Origin of the sequence: Nocardiopsis sp. LDBS1602 (assembly GCF_035818715.1) — a bacterium.
Taxonomy (GTDB): domain Bacteria; phylum Actinomycetota; class Actinomycetes; order Streptosporangiales; family Streptosporangiaceae; genus Nocardiopsis; species Nocardiopsis alba.
Map to the genome: position 1 here is coordinate 84,174 of NZ_JAYLVW010000013.1, position 19,175 is coordinate 103,348.

Genomic DNA, 19,175 nt, shown 5'->3' on the forward strand with positions numbered 1-19,175 from the left:
CGATGCTGCGCACCACACTCGCGGGGCTACGTCTGCACAAGTCCCGCTACGTCACCACCGTCCTGGCGATCCTGCTGGGCGTCATGTTCATCTCGGGCACCATGGTCTTCGCCGACACGCTCAAGGCCAGCTACGAGGAGTCCGTGATGGGCTCGGCGACCGGCGTCGACGCCATCGCGACGCCCGCCGAACCGGAGTACGTCGAGGGCGAGGACCCGGCCGAGGCCGTCGCCTTCGACGAGGAACAGCTGGAGAGGGTCCGCGACCTTCCCGAGGTCGCCTCCGCCGACGGCATGCTCGAAGGCCGGGCCGTGCTCCTGGACGCCGAGGGACGGGCCGTCGGGTTCATGCCGCCCGCCGCGGTCTCCCTTGGGGACGCCTCCCGCTTCTCCGCCAAGGAGGGCCGCCTGCCCGAGGCCGACGACGAGATCGCGTTGGCCACCTCCACCGCGTCCTCGACCGGGTTCGAGGTCGGCGACACCGTCACCATGCTCGACGCCGACCAGGAGAAGCGCGACTTCACCCTCACCGGCCTCGTCAACTTCGGTGTCGACCCGAACTTCAGCATGGCCGGCGCCACGGTCCTGACCGAGAACGTCGTCCGTGAGATCGCCGCGCCCCAGGGCTACTCCGAGATCGACGTCGTGGCCGCCGAGGGCACCGACGACGAGACCGTCGCCAAGGCCGTCGAGGAGGAGCTCGGCGCCACCGCCGAGGTGGCCACCGGCACCGAGTTCGGCGAGGAGCTCGCCGAAGGGGTCGGCGCCCAGACCGAGGTCCTGCGCATCGCCCTGCTGCTGTTCGGCGTGATCGCGATGTTCGTCGCCGCGATCGTCATCTACAACACCTTCGCGATCCTCATCGCGCAGCGCCAGCGCGAACTGGCCCTGCTGCGCTGTGTGGGCGCCAAGCGCGGCCAGGTCTTCCGTTCGGTGCTGACCGAGTCCTTCGTGGTCGGTATGGTCTCCTCGATCCTGGGCGTGCTGGCCGGTATCGGCATCGGTATGGCCGGTGCCCGCTTCGCCGGCCCGCTCATGGGCACCGACGTGACCGCCTCCGTGGTGATCGGCCCCGGCGCCGTGCTCAGCGGCCTGCTGCTGGGCACCCTGATGACGGTGTTCTCCGCCCTGGTTCCGGCCATGCGGGCCACCCGGGTGGCCCCGCTGGCGGCCCTGCGCACCAGCGCCACGGCCTCCGGTCTGGAGAAGGGCACCGGCTGGGTACGCGTGGTGTTCGGCCTGCTGCTGTTCGCGGTCTCGGCCGGCCTGATCGGCCTGACCCGTATGACCGGCCCCGACCCGGCGGGCCTGTTCATCGTGACCGGCGCCGCCCTGATCGCCTTCGTCGGCGTGGTCGTCCTCGGCCCGCTGCTGGTGCGCGGCATCGTGCGCCTGGTGGGGGTCCCGCTGCGACGCGTGGGCGTTCCGAGCATGCTGGCCGTGGACAACTCCGTCCGCAACCCGCGCCGCGCCGCCACCGCGATGATCGCCCTGACCGTGGGCGCCACGCTCATCACCGGTTACTCCGTGGTCAGCGCCTCGTTGGAGAGCACCCTGACCAAGACGCTCGACGAGCAGTTCCCGGTCGACTACCAGATCAGCCCGCAGTTCAACCCGGATGAGCTGACCGTCGGCCAGGAGGAGACCGAGACGACCGAGGAGGGCGTCGAGGGTCCCGTCGAGGGCACCGAGGAGGGCGCGGCCGAAGGGACCGAGGTCGCCGTCGAGGACGAGGAGCCCCTGGCCGAGCTGGCCACGATCCCCTCCCGGGTCCGCGAGGACCTGGAGAAGGAATCGACCGTCTCCAAGGTGTTCGGCGTGCGCTCCGACTCCGCCGAGGTCGCCGAGGAAGGCGTCGGAGGTCCGCTGGAGAGCATGCCCGTCAGCACCTACGTCGGCGCCGACATGGGCACCGACCTCACCGCGGACATGGTCGAGGGCGAACTCTCCGACCTGGAGCCCGGCCGTGTGGTGCTCTCCGAGGGCTACGCCGGCGGGATGGGCGTGGGCGACACGCTCACCCTCGTCACCCCGGAGGGCGACCTGGAGCTGGAGATCGCCGCGATCGCCGAGGACATGCAGAGCCTCTTCGGGGCGACCGTCAGCGAAGAGGACTTCGTGCGGGCCTTCCCCGAACGCACTCAGGACGACACCCTGATGATCCGGGGCGCCGAGGGCGCCGACTCCGCCGAGCTGCGCGAGGCCGTCTACTCGGCCGTGGACGACCACCCGACCCTTCAGGTCGACTCGGTCGCCGAGATGAAGAACCAGTTCTCCCAGATGATGGACATCGCGTTCTACACCATCGCGGCCATGCTGGGCCTGGCGATCATCATCGCGGTGTTCGGCATCTCGAACACGATGGCGCTGTCGGTCCTGGAGCGCACCCGCGAGTCCGCCCTGCTGCGGGCCCTGGGTCTGGCCCGGGGGCAACTGCGCCGGATGCTCAGCATCGAGGCCGTCCTGCTCTGCCTGATCGGCGCGGGTATCGGCATCGCCCTGGGCGTGGTGTTCGGTTGGGCGGCCGCGGCCGCGGTGCTGCCGAACATGGTCTTCGCGGCCCCGGCCGGCCAGATCGCGGTGTTCATCGCGGTCTCGGTCCTGGCCGGTCTGCTGGCCGCGGTGCTGCCCGCCCGTCGGGCCGCCGGGACCTCGATCACCGGGGCGCTCGCCAGCGAGTGACCGCGGGTCAAAACCGCACAGCGTAAGGGAAACAAGGCGCGGGCCACCACCTTCGGGAGGGGGTCCGCGCCTTACTGTGGTCGGAGCGGTCGACCACGGAGCCCATCGGACAGGGAGACGTCATGAGCGGTTCGGTCTCGCCACCGGACACCGCGGGGCGGGTGGCCTGGGGAACGCCCGCCGCCCGGTGGATGCTGACGGCGACGGTCCTGGGCTCGGGGATGGCCTTCCTCGACTCGACGGTCGTGACGGTCGCCCTGCCCGCGATCCAACAGGATCTGGCCACCGGGCTGGCCGGGCTCCAATGGATCGTCAACGGGTACATGGTCACGCTCTCGGCCCTGATCCTGATCAGTGGTTCCCTGTCGGACCGGTTCGGCCGGGTCCGCCTGTTCATGGTCGGGGTGACCGTGTTCGCGCTGGCCTCGGCCCTGTGCACGTTCGCACCGACCCTGGAGTGGCTGATCGCCGGCCGTGTCGTCCAAGGGGTCGGCGGCGCCCTGTTGACCCCGGGGAGCCTGGCGATCCTCCAGGCGGGTTTCCGGGAGAAGGATCGTGCCCGCGCCATCGGCGCCTGGTCCGGGTTGACGGGTGTGGCCTCGGCCGTGGGCCCGTTCCTGGGCGGATGGCTGGTCCAGGCGGGCGACTGGCGGCTCATCTTCCTCATCAACCTGCCGCTCGCCGTCGTCGTCCTGCTCATCGCCCACTTCAAGGTGCCCGAGACACGGGACACCTCGGCCACGGGCGGCCTGGACTACGGCGGGGCCCTGCTGGGCGTGGTGGCGCTGGGCGGTATCACCTACGCGCTGATCCAGTGGGGCGCCGAGGGCGGAACCGTGGACGTGTGGGTGGGCGCCGTGATCGGCGTCCTGGCTCTGGTGGTGTTCCTGGTGGTGGAGGCGAGGGGCCGGGCCCCCATGCTGCCCCTGGGGCTCTTCCGCTCGGTGGCGTTCAGCGTGACCAACGCCGCCACCGTGGTGATCTACGCGGCCCTGGGCACCCTGCTCTTCCTGTTGGTGATCTACCTCCAGGAGGTCGGCGGTTACTCCCCGATCGCGGCGGGGGCGGCCTCGTTGCCGTTGACCCTTCTCATGCTGACGCTCTCGGCCCGCTCCGGGAAGCTGGCCTCCAGGATCGGGCCGCGCCCGCAACTGGTGGTGGGCCCCCTTCTGTTGGCGGGCGGGTTCCTCCTGCTCTCGTCCATGGGGCCGGACGCCACGTACCTCACCCAGGTCTTCCCGGGGATCCTCCTCGTGGCGCTGGGACTGTCCACGACGGTGGCCCCCCTGACCGCGACGGTGCTGGCCTCGGCGCCCGAACGCCACGCCGGGCTGGCCTCGGGGGTGAACAACACGTTCGCGCGCGGGGCGCAGTTGATCGGTGTGGCCGCGATCCCCGCCCTGGCCGGGATCGGGGGCTCCTCCGGTGACGGGGGCGGCGGCACGGCCGGGCTCGCCGAACACTTCGGGACGGCGATGCTCATCCTGGCGGGGCTCGCGGTGGTGGCGGCGGCGTGCGCCCTGGCCCTGCCTCGTGGTCGGATGCCCGGGGCGGAGGAGACCGGCGAGGAGACGGCCCCGGAGGAAGGGGAGGTCGCGGTTCCGGCCGTCGGACCCACGCCTCGCTTCTGCGGGGTCTCGGGGCCCCCGCTGCGTTCGTGTCCGGGTTCCAGCGCCGGAGAGGTCCACGGTGACGGCCCCTCGGGCGGGAACGCTCAGTCCCGGTAGTCCTCCGGTGGGCGGTCCTTGACGGCGTCCGGGTCGGGGACCACGCTCAGGGCCTCCTCCTCCGCGCTGCGTTCACCGCCCCACCGTTGGCGGGGCACGGCGACCCCCAGGTGTTCGGCCCGCACACCCTCCAGGATCCCCAGACGGCCTCGGCTGTCATCGTCCTCGAAGTCGTATCCGAGGATGTCGAAGATCGGATCGATGAACAGTTCGCGCTGGGCGACCTCGGTCGCCTGCGGGTCGTCCCCCAGATCGAGGTCCACCTCGTAGGGCTGTTCGGTCACGTCGTCCGCCTCCCTCCCCACGTCACTTCGATCATCCCAAATCCAAGTGCGCTTGTGAAGAAAGAGGTCGGTGGGAATGGGGTGGGGCCCGCCCCCACAAGGCGACGGACCCCGGCCGATGATCAGGTGTCGGAGTCGTCCACCTCGTGGACGGCCTCCTCCTCCGCTCCGGGTTCGTCGATGTCGAAGTCCTCGCGGGGCAGGACGTCGTCCCGCTCCAGACGGACCTCCTCCTCGATCCCGAGCTCCCCCTCGTCGTCCTTCTGCTCATCCTCGAACGTGTAGCCGTAGACACCCTCGCCCGGGTTCTGACGGCTCTCGGCCTCGGCGATCTCGCTCTCCTGGGGGTCCTCCCCCATGTCGGAGTCGACGTCGTAGGGCTGTTCGGACACTGCTGTCACCCCCCTCTCGCGTTCCCCCGATGATCGCAGGTGGAGGAGGGTGCGAGAAGGGGGACACGGGCCTCGGACCGGGGCGTGCCCGAGATCAGCGGCGCGCGTTCTCGGCCCGGCGCAGCCGCAGGGGACGCAGCGCGGCCTCCAGCGCCACCGCGCCGTCGAGCTTGCTACGGCCCACCACCCGGTCCTCGAAGTGGATGGGGATCTCCACGATCTTTCGCCCCCGACGGTAGGCCCGGTAGTGCATCTCCACCTGGAAGGCGTAACCGGTGCTCTCGATCCCGGCCAGGTCCAGGGTGCGCAGGGCCGAGGCCCGCCAGATCTTGAAGCCCGCGGTGACGTCGCGCACCGGGATGGCCAGCACGGTCTTGACGTAGGCGTTGGCCCAGCCGCTGAGCAGACGGCGGCGTGCGCCCCAGGTCTCGGAGAGGCTGCCTCCCGGAACGTAGCGGCTGCCGATGACCACTCCGGCGTCGGTGGCGTGGAGGGTGCCCAGGAGTTGGGGGACATAGCCCACGGGGTGGCTGAGGTCGGCGTCCATCTGAACGACGTAGTCGGCCCCGTCCTCCAGAGCGCGGGTCATGCCCTCGACGTAGGCCCGTCCCAGCCCGTCCTTCTTGGTGCGGTGCAGGACGTCGAGACGTCCGCCGTATTCGATCGCGAGCTTGTCGGCGATCTCGCCGGTGCCGTCGGGCGAGTTGTCGTCGACCACCACGATCCGCAGTTCGGGGAGGTCCAGGGCCATGAGGCGGGAGACGAGGACGGGGAGGTTGCCGGCCTCGTCGTAGGTGGGGACGACCACGGTCAGACGGGAGCTCCGCCAGGGCTCGGGAAGCGCCACCGGTTCGGGGGTCACCCGTACGGGCTCGGACGGGCGGTGCTCCGGATGCGGTGATCGGGAGGACATACGCGGCGGCTCCTGGTCGTCGTTGCGGTGGGTCGGTCGTCGGGCCGGGCCCGAAAGTTACCAGTGGGTATCGTCAGTGTGTACAGGATCACGCATCGGATGTTCTTCGCACAATAGGGCGAAACGTAAGGGAGTGCGCGCTCCGATGCCGCTGTCCGGCGGAACGACACCGCTCACGGCACCTTCCCCTCGCGCTCATTGACCCCGTTCGTCGGCCACCACGACGACGTGGACCAGGGCCCCGGACTCCTCGAGGGTCATCAGGACCTCGGGGTCCGCACTGGAGTCGGTGACCAGATGGGCGATGTCCTCGGGGGCCACCGTGGGGACCATGGTGTCGGCCCCGACCTTGGTGTGGTCCGCCAGGACGATGGTCTCCTCCGCGCAGTCCGCCAGGGCCCGGTCGACACTGGCCACGGCGGGGTTGGGCGTACTCAGCCCCCGGTCGGCGCTCACACCGTTGCCGGACAGGAACGCGCGGTTGACCCGCAGACCGGAGAGCGCGGCCTCCGCGGCGGGGCCGATCAGCGCCCGCATGGGCGCGTGCACCGTGCCCCCGGTCATGACGACCTCCACCCCCGCCGCCCCGGCCAGGACGTCGGCCGCGCGCAGGGAGTTGGTCACCACGGTCAGATCCTCGTGGCCGCGCAGCTCGCGGGCCAGGGCCTCGGCCGTACTGCCCGGGCCGAGGGTGATCGCGTCGCCGGGGCGGACCAGACGGGCCGCGGCCGAGGCGATGGCGGCCTTCTCCGCGGCGCACTGGTCGCTCTTGCCCGTATAGCTCTGTTCGTGCCCGATCCGGCCCGGTAGCGCGGCCCCGCCCCGACGGCGGTCGAGCAGCCCTTCGGCCTCCATCGCGCGCACGTCACGACGGACGGTGACCTCCGAGGCGTGCACCTTGACCGCGATGTCGCGCAAGGACATGCTCCCGTGGGCCCGGACCAACTCCAGGATGCGCTCCCGGCGCTCGGCTGCGAACGCCGGACGGCTCTCCTCGGCCATGGACACGGACACTCTCCTCCGTACCGGTGATGGAGCGCGATACGAATACCGCGCCGACCGCCCTAGAGTACGGACCGGTCGCGACTCCCCTCGACACGGGCCGGTGGCCGCTCCGTCAGGAGCGTCACCAGGACGATGACGGTGAGGGCGACGAGGCCGATGAGGGCTCCGGCTCCGAGCAGCACCACGACAGACATCTGAGCCTCCAAGGGGGCGGGCCGACCTGCCACTTACCGGATGCCCCGTTTCCCGTTCGCTCACACCACCGATCGTCGGAAGATCGGCGACAATGGGTCCATGACGCTCGGTTCCACTCCCCTCCGGCCCACGGTGTGGTGGGCCCACATCTCCTCCGCGAACGACCGCCTGGTCCGTCTGTTGAACGAGGAGGAGCTCGCCCGCAACACCCGCTTCCGGCTCCAGACCGACCGCGACCGCCACCTCTTGGGCCGGGCCCTGGCCCGGACGGCGCTGGCCGAGCGGACCGGTGTCCCCGCCTCCGAGGTGGCCTTCGAGCTGCGCTGCCGCTCCTGTGAGGACAAGGCCCGTACCGGGGCCGACGGGGGCGACCCCTCGCCGCACGGCAAACCGGTGCCGGTGGGCCCCGCGACCGGCTGGGAGATCTCCATCAGCCACTCCGGTGAGTGGGTGGTCCTGGCCATGGCCGAGGGCGTCCCGGTGGGCGTGGACGTGGAGCGGGTGTCCGAGGCACGGGATCTGGACGGACTGGCCGCCTACACGCTGGCCGAGTCCGAGGCGCGGGCGTGGCGGGCGCTGCCCGAGGACGACCGCTCCGAGGCCTTCTTCGGCTATTGGGCGCGCAAGGAGGCACTGCTCAAGGCGACCGGCCTGGGGCTGTCCGGTGGCCTGCGCAGGGTCTCGGTCACCCCTCCGTCCGACCGGGCGCGGCTGGTCGCCTGGGAGGGCGGGGGCGCGCCCGGGACCGCGTGGTTGACGGACCTGGAGCGCGACCCCGGGTACCGATCCGCGTTGGCGGTGCTGACCGACCGTCCGGTGGAGCCGACGGTGCACCCGGCCGAGCGCACCGCCGCCCTGCTGCGCGGATAGGGGTGGGAGCTCAGGCCTCCTTGGCCAGGTGACGCGAGATCACCATGCGCTGGACCTGGTTGGTGCCCTCCACGATCTGGAGGACCTTGGCCTCGCGCATGTACCGCTCCACCGGGAAGTCCCGGGTGTAGCCGTACCCACCGAAGACCTGCACCGCGTCGGTGGTGACCTTCATGGCGGTGTCGGTGGCCATGAGCTTGGCCATGGCGGCCTGCTTGCCGAAGGGGCGACCGGCGTCGCGCAGGCGCGCGGCCGACAGGTAGAGCTCTCGGGAGGCGGCGACCTGGGTGGCCATGTCGGCGAGCATGAAGCCCAGTCCCTGGAAGTCCCCGATGAGGGAGCCGAACTGGCGACGTTCGCGCGAGTAGGCGACGGCCGCGTCCAACGCGGCCTGCGCCAGACCCACCGCGCAGGCGGCGATGCCGAGTCGACCCGAGTCCAGGGCGGCCAGGGCGATCCCGAAACCGCGGTCGGGTTCGCCGATCAGGGCCTCGGGGCCCAGCTCGACGTCCTCCAGGATCACCCCGGCGGTGGTGGAGGAGCGCATGCCCATCTTGCGTTCGGGGGCGGCCGTGCTCAGGCCCGGGGTGCCCGCCGGAACGTGGAGGCAGCCGATGCCGCGCGCCCCGGAATCGGGGGCGCCGGTACGGGCGAAGAGCGTGTAGTAGTCGGCGTGTCCTCCGTGGGTGATCCACGCCTTGGCGCCGTTGACCCGGTAGCCGCCGTCGTCGGTGCGTTCGGCCCGGGTGGTCATGGCCGCCGCGTCGGAGCCCGAGGAGGTCTCGGACAGACAGTAGGCGCCCAGGAGTTCCCCGCCGAGCATGTCGGGCAGGTGCCGGCCCTTCTGCTCATCACCGCCGAAGGTGGCCAGGGGATAGCAGGAGAGACTGTGCACGCTGACGCCCAGGCCGACCGCGAGCCAACCGCGGGCGAGCTCCTCCACGACCTGGAGGTAGACCTCGTAGGGCTGGTCGCCGCCGCCGTACTCGCCGGAGTAGGGCAGGCCGAGCAGGCCGGCCCGTCCGAGGGTGGTGAAGACGTCGCGGGGGAAGACGGAGTTCTCCTCGTCCTCGGCCGCGCGTGGGGCGATCTCCTTGTCCACGATCTCCCGGGTCAGCTCCAGGAGCTGTTCGGCCTCGGGTGTGTGCAGCGTGCGTTCGACCGCCATGAGTTCTCCCACTGTCGCGCGCCCTGGTGCGCGTCGGACCCACCATGACGGGGTTTCCGCCATTTAGTAGGTCGTCAAACTATATGGTGACGCACGGCACTCTATCCCACCGAGTCCCTACGAAGGGTGTCCGGGTCGCACGGATCCCGGCCGCCGATCCCCGCTCCGAACGGTCACCGCGTCGACACGTCTGTACACGAAGGGCAGGCACACCTTAGATTCCACGCATGGACCTCGAACTCCGCCATCTCCGCACCCTCTGCCTCCTGGCCGACACCGGAAGCGTGACCAAGGCGGCCACGGCTCTGTCCACCTCCCAGCCCGCGCTGACGACCCAACTCCAACGGATCGAGCGCGAGGTCGGGGGACGTCTGTTCCATCGTGGACGGTCGGGGGTCCGCCCCACCGAGTTGGGAGAGTTCGTCCTGGTCCGCGCGCGGACGGTCCTGTTGTCCATGGACGACCTGCTGCACGACATCACCGCGCGCGGCGCCTCCCCCAGCGCCCTGCGCATCGGCGGGGTGGGCCCTCTGACGGTGGAGCTGTCGGCACGACTGCCCGAGATCTTCCCCGGCGTCCCCGTCCACGTGCGCACCGAGTACTCCCCCAAGCTGGTCACCGACCTGGTGCGGGCGGGACGTCTGGACCTGGGCACCACCATCGACTACGTGGACCGCGATCTGACCACCGACGGCCCCCTGGCCTGGGCGATGCTCGCGGTGGACCCCCTTCACGTGGCGCTGTGGGCCGACCACCCCTTAGCCGGGGAGACCTTCATCAGGCTGGAGGATCTGGCCGGCTGCCCGTGGGCGCTCACCCCACCGGACGGCACCGGATGGCCCGAGTGCTTCTACCTCGCCTGCCAGCGCGCGGGGTTCAGCCCCGAGGTGCCCTACCGTCTGCACGACAGGTCGGAGATCCGCGACCTGGTCGCCGATCGCAGGGCCGTGGCCCCCTGCCAGTCCGACTTCGTCACCGGGCGGGGTGTGGTGGTCCGGCAGCTGGAGAACGCCCCGATACAGCTCCGCCATCTACTGGTCTGGCGTAGGGACAGCGTGGTGCACCAGGCCGCGGAGCGGATCGCGAGGCTCACCCGCACCATCCTGGAGCGTGACGTCGTCCGGAGCTGACCCGACTCCGGGGGCGCCCCGCCGGCGTTCCCCTCCTCGACGGGAGGGCGGTGTCCGCCCTCCCGGGATCACCCCTGCCCCGGGCCGGTTCCGGCCACCGAGGGCGGGGGCGGTTGCGCACCTCACCCGCGTTCGTATGATGTTTACCGGCCGGTAACGTACTGCCGAGTAGGAACCCCGTACCAGGCCTTCTCCCCCGAGCTGCGAAGCCGTCTTCCCCCCACGGGCCCTCGGGCCTCCCGTTGCGAAGACATGACCGAAGTTCAGGACACATCATGCGATCACCGAGAATCATCGCCGCGGCGCTCGCCGTCGCGATACTCGCCGCCTCGTGCGGCGACGCCGAGTCCACCGACGGGAGCGGCTCCGCGGAGGACCTCACCCTCGGGGTCACCGACGACACCGTCGTCATCGGCACCCACCAGCCCCTCAGCGGGCCCGCCTCACCCGGCTTCGTCCACGTCTCCGCCGGCGCACGTGCCGTGTTCGACCACATCAACGACAACGGCGGCATCCACGGCCGCCGGATCGACTACCGCGTCGAGGACGACGCCTTCGACCCCGCGCAGACCATGCGGGTCACGGACGACCTGATGAACGAGCAGGAGATCTTCGCGATGCTCGGCGGGCTGGGCACCCCCACCCACGAGTCGGTCATCGAAGAGCTCAACGACGCGGGCGTCCCCGACCTGTTCGTCTCCTCCGGGGCCCTCGCCTGGGACCAGCCCGAGGAGTACCCCCTCAGTTACGGCTTCCAGGTGGACTACTCCAAGGAGGCCAAGGTCCAGGGCGCCTACATCGCGGAGAACTTCCCCGGCGAGGACGTGGGCCTGCTCTACCAGAACGACGACGTCGGCCCGGCCTCGCACGCGGGCATCGAGCAGTACCTCATGGACGACATCGTCGCCTGGGAGTCCTACGACCCCGGGGTCCCCGAACTCGACGGCCAGATCGAGGAGCTGAAGAGGTCCGGCGCCGACGTCGCCGTCTGCTACTGCATCCCCGCCTTCCTCGGCATGGCGATCCTGGAGGCGCAGGCCATCGGGTACGAACCCCAATGGGTGGCGCCCAGCTTCGGCGGCGACGTCGAGATCGTCCAAGAGCTGATCGGCGAGTACGCGGCGGGCACCCCCGCCGAGGACGTACCCCCGGAGGCCTTCACCGACGGCCTGATCATCACCGCGTTCCTTCCGATGGCCGCCCAGAGCGACGATCCCTGGACCGAGTTCTATCGTGGGATCCACGATGAGTACATCGAGGACGCGCCCTTCACCGACACCACGGTCTACGGCATGGTCCAGGCGACCCTGTTCGCGCGCCTGCTCATGGAGGTCGGCCCCGACCTCGACCGGGAGACCCTCGTCCGGACGTTGAACTCCAACGACCTGGCCGGCCCCGGCCTGGTGCCCTTCGCCGCGACCGAGGACGACCACAGCGGCTACTCCGGTGTGATGGTCGTCCAGAACCGCGCGGGGAAGGAGCCCGAGATCCTCCAGGAACCGCGGATCACCGACAGCGACGGCGGAGAGATCCTCCCCTTCGACATGGACCGTCCCACCCCGGACGAGGTCGAACTGTTCGGCGGCGCCTCGTAGCGGCGGCCCTCGGCGGGCGCGGTCCGATCATGCCCGCGCCCGCCACGCGGCACGAGGGCGACGTCGAGCCCGCACCAGCCACCACACCAGGGCGATGAGCCCGGCCATCACACCCGTGGCCACCGCGACCTCCAGCCCGAGGTCGGCGCCGCCCGCGCCCACCAGGACCATCGCGACCGTCGCGGGCAGCGAACCCAGCGCCGTGGCGGCGGCGAACGGCGCCAGGGCGACCCCGGTCAATCCGCAGCCATAGTTGACCATCTGATACGGGACCACCGGTACCAGCCGCAACTGGAGCACCACCAGGAAGGCCCGCCACGAGGTCAGCCCCTCCAGCCGTACCCTCACCCGTCGGGGCAGGCGTGCGGCGAGCGCGTCACCGGCCACGTGTCGGGCCACCGCGAACTGGGCGAGGGCCGCCAGGACACCACCGATGAGGGCCAGGGCCACCCCGAGCGGGATCCCGAAGAGCAGCCCGCCGGCGATGTTCAAGGCCGGACGGGGCACCAGGGCCTGGACCGCCAGAGCGTAGGCCCCCAGGTAGACCAGGGCCCCCGCCGCGCCCGCGCCGTCCGTCCAGGCCCGGACGGTGGCCAGATCGGGCCCGTACACCAGGGCCCAGAGCAGCAGACCCACCCACGCGACGAGCAGCGCGATCCGCCACACCCACCCCCGCCCGCTTCCCATCCGACCAGGGTAGGGCCGCTCGGGGGCGCTCAGCGACGCTCCAGCCGCGGGAAGATCACGCGTTTGAGCACCAGGGTGAGGGCGGCCGCCGTCGGGATGGCCAGCAGCGCGCCGACCAGGCCGAGCAGGGCCCCGCCGAGCAGAGCCGCGGTGATGTTGACGGTGGGCGCCACGTCCACGGCGTGCCGCATCACCCTCGGAGCCAGCACGTAGCTCTCGATCTGCTGGTAGACGAGGAAGAAGATCAGGGTGACCAGCCCCATCAGCGGGTCTCCGAGCGCCACGGCCAAGGACGCCACCAGGGCACCGATCGTGGTGCCCACCAGCGGGATCAGGGCGGTGACCGCGACCACCAGGGCCAGGGTGAGCGCGTAGGCGGAACCGATCGCCCACAGGAAGAGGAAGGCCACCACCCCGCCCAGGGCGGCGACCACCAACTGGCCGGCGATGAAGGCCCCGATGCGCCGCACGATCTCGTCGCCGATCTCGCGCACGCCCTCCCTGCGGGAACGGGGCACGAAACGGTAGGACACGTCCATGATCCCGGGCAGGGAGGCCATGAAGAACAGGGTCAGGATGAACACCGTGAAGGTCGCGAACAGCCAGTTGAAGACCACCTGCCCCACCCCGACCAGCCCGCCGAAGACCTGCTGGCCGAAGTCGGCGCCGGTGACCATGTCCCTGATCCGGGCCAGCACGTCGTAGCGCTGGTCGAGCTCGCGGAAGAACCTGGCGTTCTGTAGCTGATCGATCGCCTGCGGCAGACCGGCCACGAAGCTGCTCACCTGATCGCTCAGGGGAGGCACGATCGTCCAGACGAACACGGTGATGAAGAGCGCCAGGAACAGGCACACCGTCAGGATCGCCGCCCAGCGGGGCATGCGCATCCTCTGGAGGAGGAGGATCACCGGGTTGAGCCCGACCGCGAGGAAGAGGGCCACCAGGATGTAGACGAAGACCGCCCCGGCCCCGGACAGGGCGTTCACCAGAAGCCAGGCCGAGAGCACGCCCAGCGCTCCGACGAACCCCATCACGAAGTAGTTGGGACGGTGCGGTCCGCCGCTCGCGAGCGGTGTCTCCGGCGGTTCTCCCCCGTCGCCGTCGGAGGTCTCGGTGGGGTCGTCGTGTTCGGTCCCCGGTTCCTCGTCGCCCGACGTGGGCGGCGGAACGGGCTCCCCCTTGCCCTGGGAGGTCTTCTGGTCGACGGTCACGTGTTCGGCTCCGGATCCTCTGGCAGACGCAGCGTGAACAGGGCACCGCCCAGCAGATCGCTGTGACCCGCCACGAGGGTGCCGTTGTAGGAGTGCACGATCTCCCGGGAGATGGGCAGCCCCAGACCACTGCCTCCGGGGTCCCGTTCCCTGGACTCGGGGAGTCGGGCGAAGCGTTCGAAGATGCGTTCGCGGTCCTTCTCCGGGATGCCCGATCCGTCGTCGTGCACCTCGACGACCGCCGAGCCGTGGGTGTGTCCGACGATGATGTCGATCCGGCTCTTCGCGTGGCGTTCGGCGTTGGCGACGAGGTTGGTCAGCACCCGGGCCAGACGCAACCGGTTCACCTTGGCGTACACCGGCTCGGAGCCGTGGATGAGCAGTCGCGCCTGACCACGCCGTTCCCGGAACTCCTCCTCGACCAGGGCGGTCAGGTCCACGCTCTCCAGATCCATCACCACGCCGGTGTCCAGCCGGGCCATCTCCAGCAGGTCCTCGACGATGTTCTCCAACCGCTCGGTGTCGGAGAGCAGCCCCGCGAGCAGACGTTCCCTGGCCCGTAGGTCGGGATCGGGGTCGGAGAGCTCGACCTCCAGTTTGGTGAGCATCCCGGCGATGGGGTTGCGCAGTTCGTGCGAGGCGTCGGAGACGAACCGCCGCTGTCGGGCGACCGCCTCCTCCAGCCGCCGCAGGGTCTCGTTGGCGGTGCGGGCCAGGTGGGCGATCTCGTCGTCGTTCTTGGGGACCGGCACCCGGCGGTGAAGGCCGCTGACGGAGATCCGGTCGATCTCGTCGCTGATCCGGTCCACCGGACGCAGCGCGCGACCCACCCCGTACCAGGCGGTCAGGGCCGTCCCGGCGAGCAGGGCCACCGACATCCCGCCCAGGACCATCTCCAGGGTGTGGTGGGCCAGCACCTGCGGGGTCTGGGTCGCCACGAGCACCATGACGTCCCCGTAGGCGGAATCGTCGATGGCGTACCCGACCACCTGATAGCAGTCGGTGGGTTCGTCCCCGGCCACCTCACCGCAGTCGACCGTCACCAGACGGAAGTCGTCGCGGGAGGGCCGTTTCGTGGTCATGGCCGGCATCCCGCGCAACGCGTCACTGGAGGCGAGGACCTCGTAGGTGTCTCGGTCGACGATCTGCGACCGCAGGATCGGTTCGTTGGCGGGGATCGAGGACTCGTAGCGTTCGGTCGTGATGTGCTCGACGATGTGCCGCGCCTCCTCGTCCGCCTGGTCGCGGAGTTGGATGAGCACGACCTCTCGGAACAGGAGGTAGGAGCCCACGGAGAGGAGGGTCAGGACCACGGCGATGATGACGACGGCCCACAGCGTGACCCTGCCTCGAATGGAGTGTGGACGTATCCGGCTCCAGAGGCTCCTCGTCTGCACGCGGGGTTCTGACACGGACCTATTGTCACTCAGGGCCGTCCCATAGTGGGGATTTGATCACGGTGTGGCGGCCGAGGACCTCCCCCGGGTCTCCGACCACCCAACGGTCACTCGTAGGGGTCGGGAGGGTCGGTGACCTCCTCCATCTCGTCGATGGAGAACTCGTGTCGGGAGACGTCGTACAGGTCCCCTTCGGGCTCGACCCAGGTCCCCCGCACCCGCCACCAGGTATCGGTCTCGGGGGCGGGTCGGTCGGTGATGAGGACCTTGTTGACCACCGCGTCGGCGGCGCAACAGGACATCTGGAGGCGGGCCAGGTACCAACCGTCCCCGCCCTCCTCCTCGGGAACGGCGAATCCCACCAGCTCGACCCGGCGTCCGGCCAGTTCGCGTTCCTCGTCGATCCAGGCCCGCAGCACGAACTCCCGGATGGCGAGCCGCGTGACCTCGTTCGGGCCGGCCTCCTCCAGACCGTCGCCGAAGGGAGAGGAGGAGGTGGAACGTTCGGTCCTGGGCGGTGGCCCGGAGGAGGCCCCGGTGCTCTCCACCGTGTAGGCGCCCAGGGCCGGAGGGGCGACCACGAAGACGGCGATCACCGGGAGCAGGAGCAGCCAGGCCACCCTGGGGGCCCGCGCGTGGTCGTGTCCGTGGCCCTCGTGGTGCTCCGCGTGCTCGGGCCCCTCGTCGGCCTCCTCCGCGTCGTGGCGTTCGCCGCGCAGTTCGGAGGCGATGACCAGGACTCCGAGGACCACCATGACCACGCCGGCCGCGATCAGGAACGGACCGAAACCGGCCTTGACCCAGTTCAGGTACAGGTCGGTGGGGACGGTGCTGGTCAGCGCGGCGGCTCCGAGCAGGACCAGGGTGAGCCCTTGGGCGATGCGGTTCACAGTAGGACGCCTCCGATCAGGAACGTGGAGGCCAGACCGACCACGAGACAGAGAGGGATGAAGCGGGCGACGAACCGCCAGCCGAACACACCGGCCTGCATCGCGATGAGCTTGAGGTCGACGATGGGTCCGATGACCATGAACGCGAGCTTGGCGGTGGGCGAGAAGTCGGTGAGGCTGACCGCGACGAAGGCGTCGGCCTCCGAACAGATCGACAGCAGGATGGCCAACAGAGCGAGCACCAGGACCGAGACGATCGGCATCCCGGCCACCGTCAACAGCCACTCACGGGGGACCATCACGTTGAGGGTGGCGGCGGCCACCGCGCCCACCACCAGGTATCCGCCCGCGTGCATGATGTCGTGCAGCATCGACTCGCGGAAGACCCGCCACTTCGACGCTCCGGGGGTGGTGGGACGCGAGGGCAGGCGCAGCCAGTCCGCGCGTCCGAAGCGCACCCAGATCCAACCGATGACCACCGAGGCCAGCAGAGAGGCGACGAAGCGGGCCAGCACCATCTCGGGTTGGCCGGCGAAGGCCACCGCGGTCGCGATCATGACGATCGGGTTGATGGCGGGCGCCGCCAACAGGAAGGTGAGCGCGGCGGCGGGCGCCACCCCTCGGCTGATGAGGCTTCCGGCGATGGGCACCGAGGCGCACTCGCAACCGGGCAGCAGGGCCCCGGAGACACCCGCGATGGGGACCGCCCGGTTCGGGCTGTTCGGGATGAACCGGCGGTAGAACGAGGTGGGGACGAACGCGACCAGCGCGGCGGACAGGGCCACACCGAAGACCAGGAAGGGCAGCGCCTGGAAGCTGATCGCGGTGAAGATGGTCGCCCAGGCCAGGAAGGCCCGCCCGGTCAGGTCGTCGGACAGCCAGGCGTGTCCGAAGGCCATCGCGGTGATGAGGAGGGCGAAGAGCCATACGGTGCCGGTTCGGCGCGATCCGGCCCGCCTTCCCCAGTCTGCGGGGGGCAACTCGTCTCCGCGGTCGTCCCAGCCGACGGCGATCGAGTCGCCGAGCGAGGAGGACGGGGCGGAGTCGTGGGTGGTCCGTTCGGACACGGGGGTACTCCGTGGGGTGTGTTCGGGAACTCCACGAATGGTAACCGAAAACCGTTTTCGTTTGCACCATGAGAGGTGCCGTCCGCCCCGCCCCTCCCCACAGGAGAAGGGGCGGGGCCGTGGGTCGTCCCCCCACGTCCCCGCCCCTTTTCGACGGTGCGCGCGTCAGGCCTTCGGGCGGCCCGGCCCCTCGGGGCCCTCACCCTCCTCGGGGGTGACCTCGGCGCCCGGGTCGGCGGGGGCCGCCCCCTCCTCACGAGGCTGATCGTCCAGCAGACCGCCCTCGACCGGACCCCAGGCCTCCACGTTCTGGAGGTCGGGCATCTTGGCCAGGGTGAACTGCGGGTCCAGGCCGTTGCGCAACTGACGGCTGTAGTCGCGCAGCAGGCGGAAGGCGATCCCCGAGAGCGGCGCCAGGGCGACCAGGTTGACCACCGCCATCACGCCCATGGCCACGTCCGCGATGTTCCACACCAGGGTCAGCGGGGCGATGCTGCCGAGGAAGATGAAGACCAGGACGGCCGAACGGAAGTACGTCACGTGCTCGGGGGCGGCGTCGAGGAACCTGAGGTTGGACTCCCCGTAGTAGTAGTTGCCGAGCAGCGACGTGTAGGCCAGCAGGAACAGGATGATCGTCAGAGCGTGGATCGACCAGTCACCGAGGTTGGCCTGGAGCGCGTACTGCGTGACCTCCGGCCCCCTGGACCCGTCGAACTCGGAGGTGCTCAAGAGCACGATGAACGCGGTCACCGAGCAGACCAGCCAGGTGTCGAAGTAGACGCCCAGGGTCTGGACCAGCCCCTGCTTGACCGGGTGGGACACCGAGGCGGTCGCTCCGGCGTTGGGCGCCGAACCCAGACCCGCCTCGTTGGAGAACATGCCGCGTCGCAGACCCTGGACGATCGCGGCGCCGACGCCGCCGGCCACCATCTCGCGCAGGCCGAAGGCCGAGGCGAAGATGTCGGCGATCATCCCGGGGACCTCACCGATGTTGAGGATGACCACGGCCGTGCCGAGCAGGATGTAGATGATCGCCATCAGCGGGACCAGTGCCTGGGCGACCGAGGCGATACGGCGGACACCGCCGAAGATGACCATCCCGGTCAGCGCCACGAGCAGCAGACCGACCACCGCGTTCAGGACCCATCCGGTGGGGACCCCGAACTGGGCGGCGGAGGTCGAGATGGCCCCGGAGATGCTGTTGGCCTGGACCGAGTTGAAGAAGAAGCCGAAGGTGACGGTGATGATCACCGCGAACAGGACGCCCATCCAGCGCTGCCCGAGCCCGCGCAGCATGTAGTAGGCGGGGCCGCCGCGGAAACCGGTATCGGTCCGCACCTTGTAGAGCTGGGCGAGCGTGGACTCGACGAACGCGGCCCCCGAGACCACCGTCGCCATGAGCCACATCCAGAACACCGCGCCGGGCCCGCCCAGCATGATCGCCGTGGCCACACCGACGATGTTGCCGGTGCCCACGCGCGCGGCCGCCGAGATCGCGAAGGCCTGGAAGGGGGAGATCTCCTTGCCCCCGTCGGGCGCGGTCCCCGCCTTGCCCCGGATGACCCGGAACATGTCCGGCAGGAGTCGAAGCTGCACGAGCCCCGAACGCACCGTGAAGTAGACGGACAGGATGACCAATAGCGGGATGACCAGGTACGCCCAGAAGGTGTCGTTGAGGGCGACGAGGGCGTTGTTGAGGACGGTCACGCGTTCCCCTTCAGGTGGCGTGGTGGTCCCGAGTGCGACTTCGGGGTTTCCCGCCAACTGTCCACGCCGACGGCACTCCCGGGCACCCAGGACATGCGAAGACGGGGTAAAGGAACGTAAACACCTCACCCCGGACAGACCGGAGGCCCCGGACCCCGGGGGTCCGGGATAGGGGCCGCCGTGTGGTGGGGGGGTGAACCCCAGGCCCCGGGGGGGGGGGCCGGTGGGGGCGCCCGCCCGGGGCCCCCCCCCCCGC

General features: G+C 70.3%; 17 protein-coding genes. 5 read left to right on the forward strand and 12 right to left on the reverse strand.

Going from position 1 to position 19,175, the window contains the following annotated elements; genetic code table 11:
* The first annotated feature begins 2 nt into the window (after positions 1-2).
* The gene (locus U9J66_RS24855; protein WP_326338919.1) at positions 3-2,681 is read left to right on the forward strand and encodes an ABC transporter permease; all 2,679 of its coding nucleotides are present in this window, start codon (positions 3-5) and stop codon (positions 2,679-2,681) included.
* A gap of 122 nt (positions 2,682-2,803) precedes the next feature.
* Entirely contained in the window at positions 2,804-4,408 is a 1,605-nt protein-coding gene (locus tag U9J66_RS24860) for an MFS transporter (RefSeq protein WP_017535714.1), read from the forward strand.
* Here the strand turns inward: U9J66_RS24860 and U9J66_RS24865 are convergent.
* From U9J66_RS24865 to U9J66_RS24885, 5 genes are all read right to left on the reverse strand, one after another.
* Positions 4,396-4,692, reverse strand: a complete 297-nt coding sequence (locus U9J66_RS24865) for a hypothetical protein (RefSeq protein WP_014909971.1) — start codon at positions 4,690-4,692, stop codon at positions 4,396-4,398. The two genes, U9J66_RS24860 and U9J66_RS24865, sit on opposite strands and share 13 nt — an antisense overlap.
* A 122-nt stretch (positions 4,693-4,814) precedes the next feature.
* Positions 4,815-5,084 (reverse strand): hypothetical protein, encoded by a 270-nt coding sequence (locus U9J66_RS24870; protein ID WP_014913611.1) that lies wholly within the window; start codon positions 5,082-5,084, stop codon positions 4,815-4,817.
* A 94-nt stretch (positions 5,085-5,178) separates the two neighbouring features.
* Entirely contained in the window at positions 5,179-5,997 is an 819-nt protein-coding gene (locus U9J66_RS24875; RefSeq protein ID WP_017535711.1) for a polyprenol monophosphomannose synthase, read from the reverse strand.
* A gap of 195 nt (positions 5,998-6,192) precedes the next feature.
* Positions 6,193-6,999, reverse strand: coding sequence for a DeoR/GlpR family DNA-binding transcription regulator (locus U9J66_RS24880; protein WP_026125210.1), 807 nt, complete (start codon positions 6,997-6,999; stop codon positions 6,193-6,195).
* Positions 7,000-7,061: 62 nt separating this feature from the next.
* Positions 7,062-7,196: a hypothetical protein gene (locus U9J66_RS24885; protein WP_014910036.1), complete on the reverse strand. Its 135-nt coding sequence runs from the start codon at positions 7,194-7,196 to the stop codon at positions 7,062-7,064.
* Between the two features lie 100 nt (positions 7,197-7,296).
* Between U9J66_RS24885 and U9J66_RS24890 the strand changes: the two genes are divergently transcribed.
* On the forward strand, positions 7,297-8,067 hold the full coding sequence (locus tag U9J66_RS24890; protein ID WP_042283531.1) for a 4'-phosphopantetheinyl transferase family protein: 771 nt from the start codon (positions 7,297-7,299) through the stop codon (positions 8,065-8,067).
* 10 nt (positions 8,068-8,077) lie between these two features.
* Here the strand turns inward: U9J66_RS24890 and U9J66_RS24895 are convergent, their stop codons facing one another.
* On the reverse strand, positions 8,078-9,235 hold the full coding sequence (locus U9J66_RS24895) for an acyl-CoA dehydrogenase family protein (RefSeq protein WP_042283280.1): 1,158 nt from the start codon (positions 9,233-9,235) through the stop codon (positions 8,078-8,080).
* A gap of 227 nt (positions 9,236-9,462) precedes the next feature.
* Here U9J66_RS24895 and U9J66_RS24900 point away from each other — a divergent pair, with 227 nt between their 5' ends.
* On the forward strand, positions 9,463-10,365 hold the full coding sequence (locus tag U9J66_RS24900; protein ID WP_014912117.1) for a LysR family transcriptional regulator: 903 nt from the start codon (positions 9,463-9,465) through the stop codon (positions 10,363-10,365).
* Positions 10,366-10,640: 275 nt separating this feature from the next.
* Entirely contained in the window at positions 10,641-11,960 is a 1,320-nt protein-coding gene (locus U9J66_RS24905; RefSeq protein WP_326338921.1) for an ABC transporter substrate-binding protein, read from the forward strand.
* Positions 11,961-11,987: 27 nt separating this feature from the next.
* Here U9J66_RS24905 and U9J66_RS24910 read toward each other — a convergent pair whose 3' ends face one another.
* From U9J66_RS24910 to U9J66_RS24935, 6 genes are all read right to left on the reverse strand, one after another.
* Positions 11,988-12,647, reverse strand: coding sequence for a TVP38/TMEM64 family protein (locus U9J66_RS24910; protein WP_326338922.1), 660 nt, complete (start codon positions 12,645-12,647; stop codon positions 11,988-11,990).
* A gap of 29 nt (positions 12,648-12,676) precedes the next feature.
* Positions 12,677-13,858 (reverse strand): AI-2E family transporter, encoded by a 1,182-nt coding sequence (locus U9J66_RS24915; RefSeq protein ID WP_161110051.1) that lies wholly within the window; start codon positions 13,856-13,858, stop codon positions 12,677-12,679.
* Complete coding sequence (locus tag U9J66_RS24920; protein WP_161110052.1) at positions 13,855-15,270, reverse strand: sensor histidine kinase; 1,416 nt, start codon at positions 15,268-15,270, stop codon at positions 13,855-13,857. The genes U9J66_RS24915 and U9J66_RS24920 overlap by 4 nt, the downstream gene beginning before the upstream one ends.
* Positions 15,271-15,362: 92 nt before the next feature.
* Entirely contained in the window at positions 15,363-16,145 is a 783-nt protein-coding gene (locus U9J66_RS24925; protein WP_042283289.1) for a TIGR03943 family putative permease subunit, read from the reverse strand.
* Positions 16,142-17,212 carry a permease gene (locus U9J66_RS24930; protein ID WP_014908541.1) on the reverse strand — a complete coding sequence of 357 codons (1,071 nt, stop codon included), beginning with the start codon at positions 17,210-17,212 and terminating at the stop codon, positions 16,142-16,144. Before U9J66_RS24930 ends, U9J66_RS24925 begins: the two co-directional genes overlap by 4 nt.
* Positions 17,213-17,377: 165 nt before the next feature.
* Positions 17,378-18,919 (reverse strand): alanine/glycine:cation symporter family protein, encoded by a 1,542-nt coding sequence (locus U9J66_RS24935; protein ID WP_161110053.1) that lies wholly within the window; start codon positions 18,917-18,919, stop codon positions 17,378-17,380.
* Between the last annotated feature and the right edge of the window lie 256 nt (positions 18,920-19,175).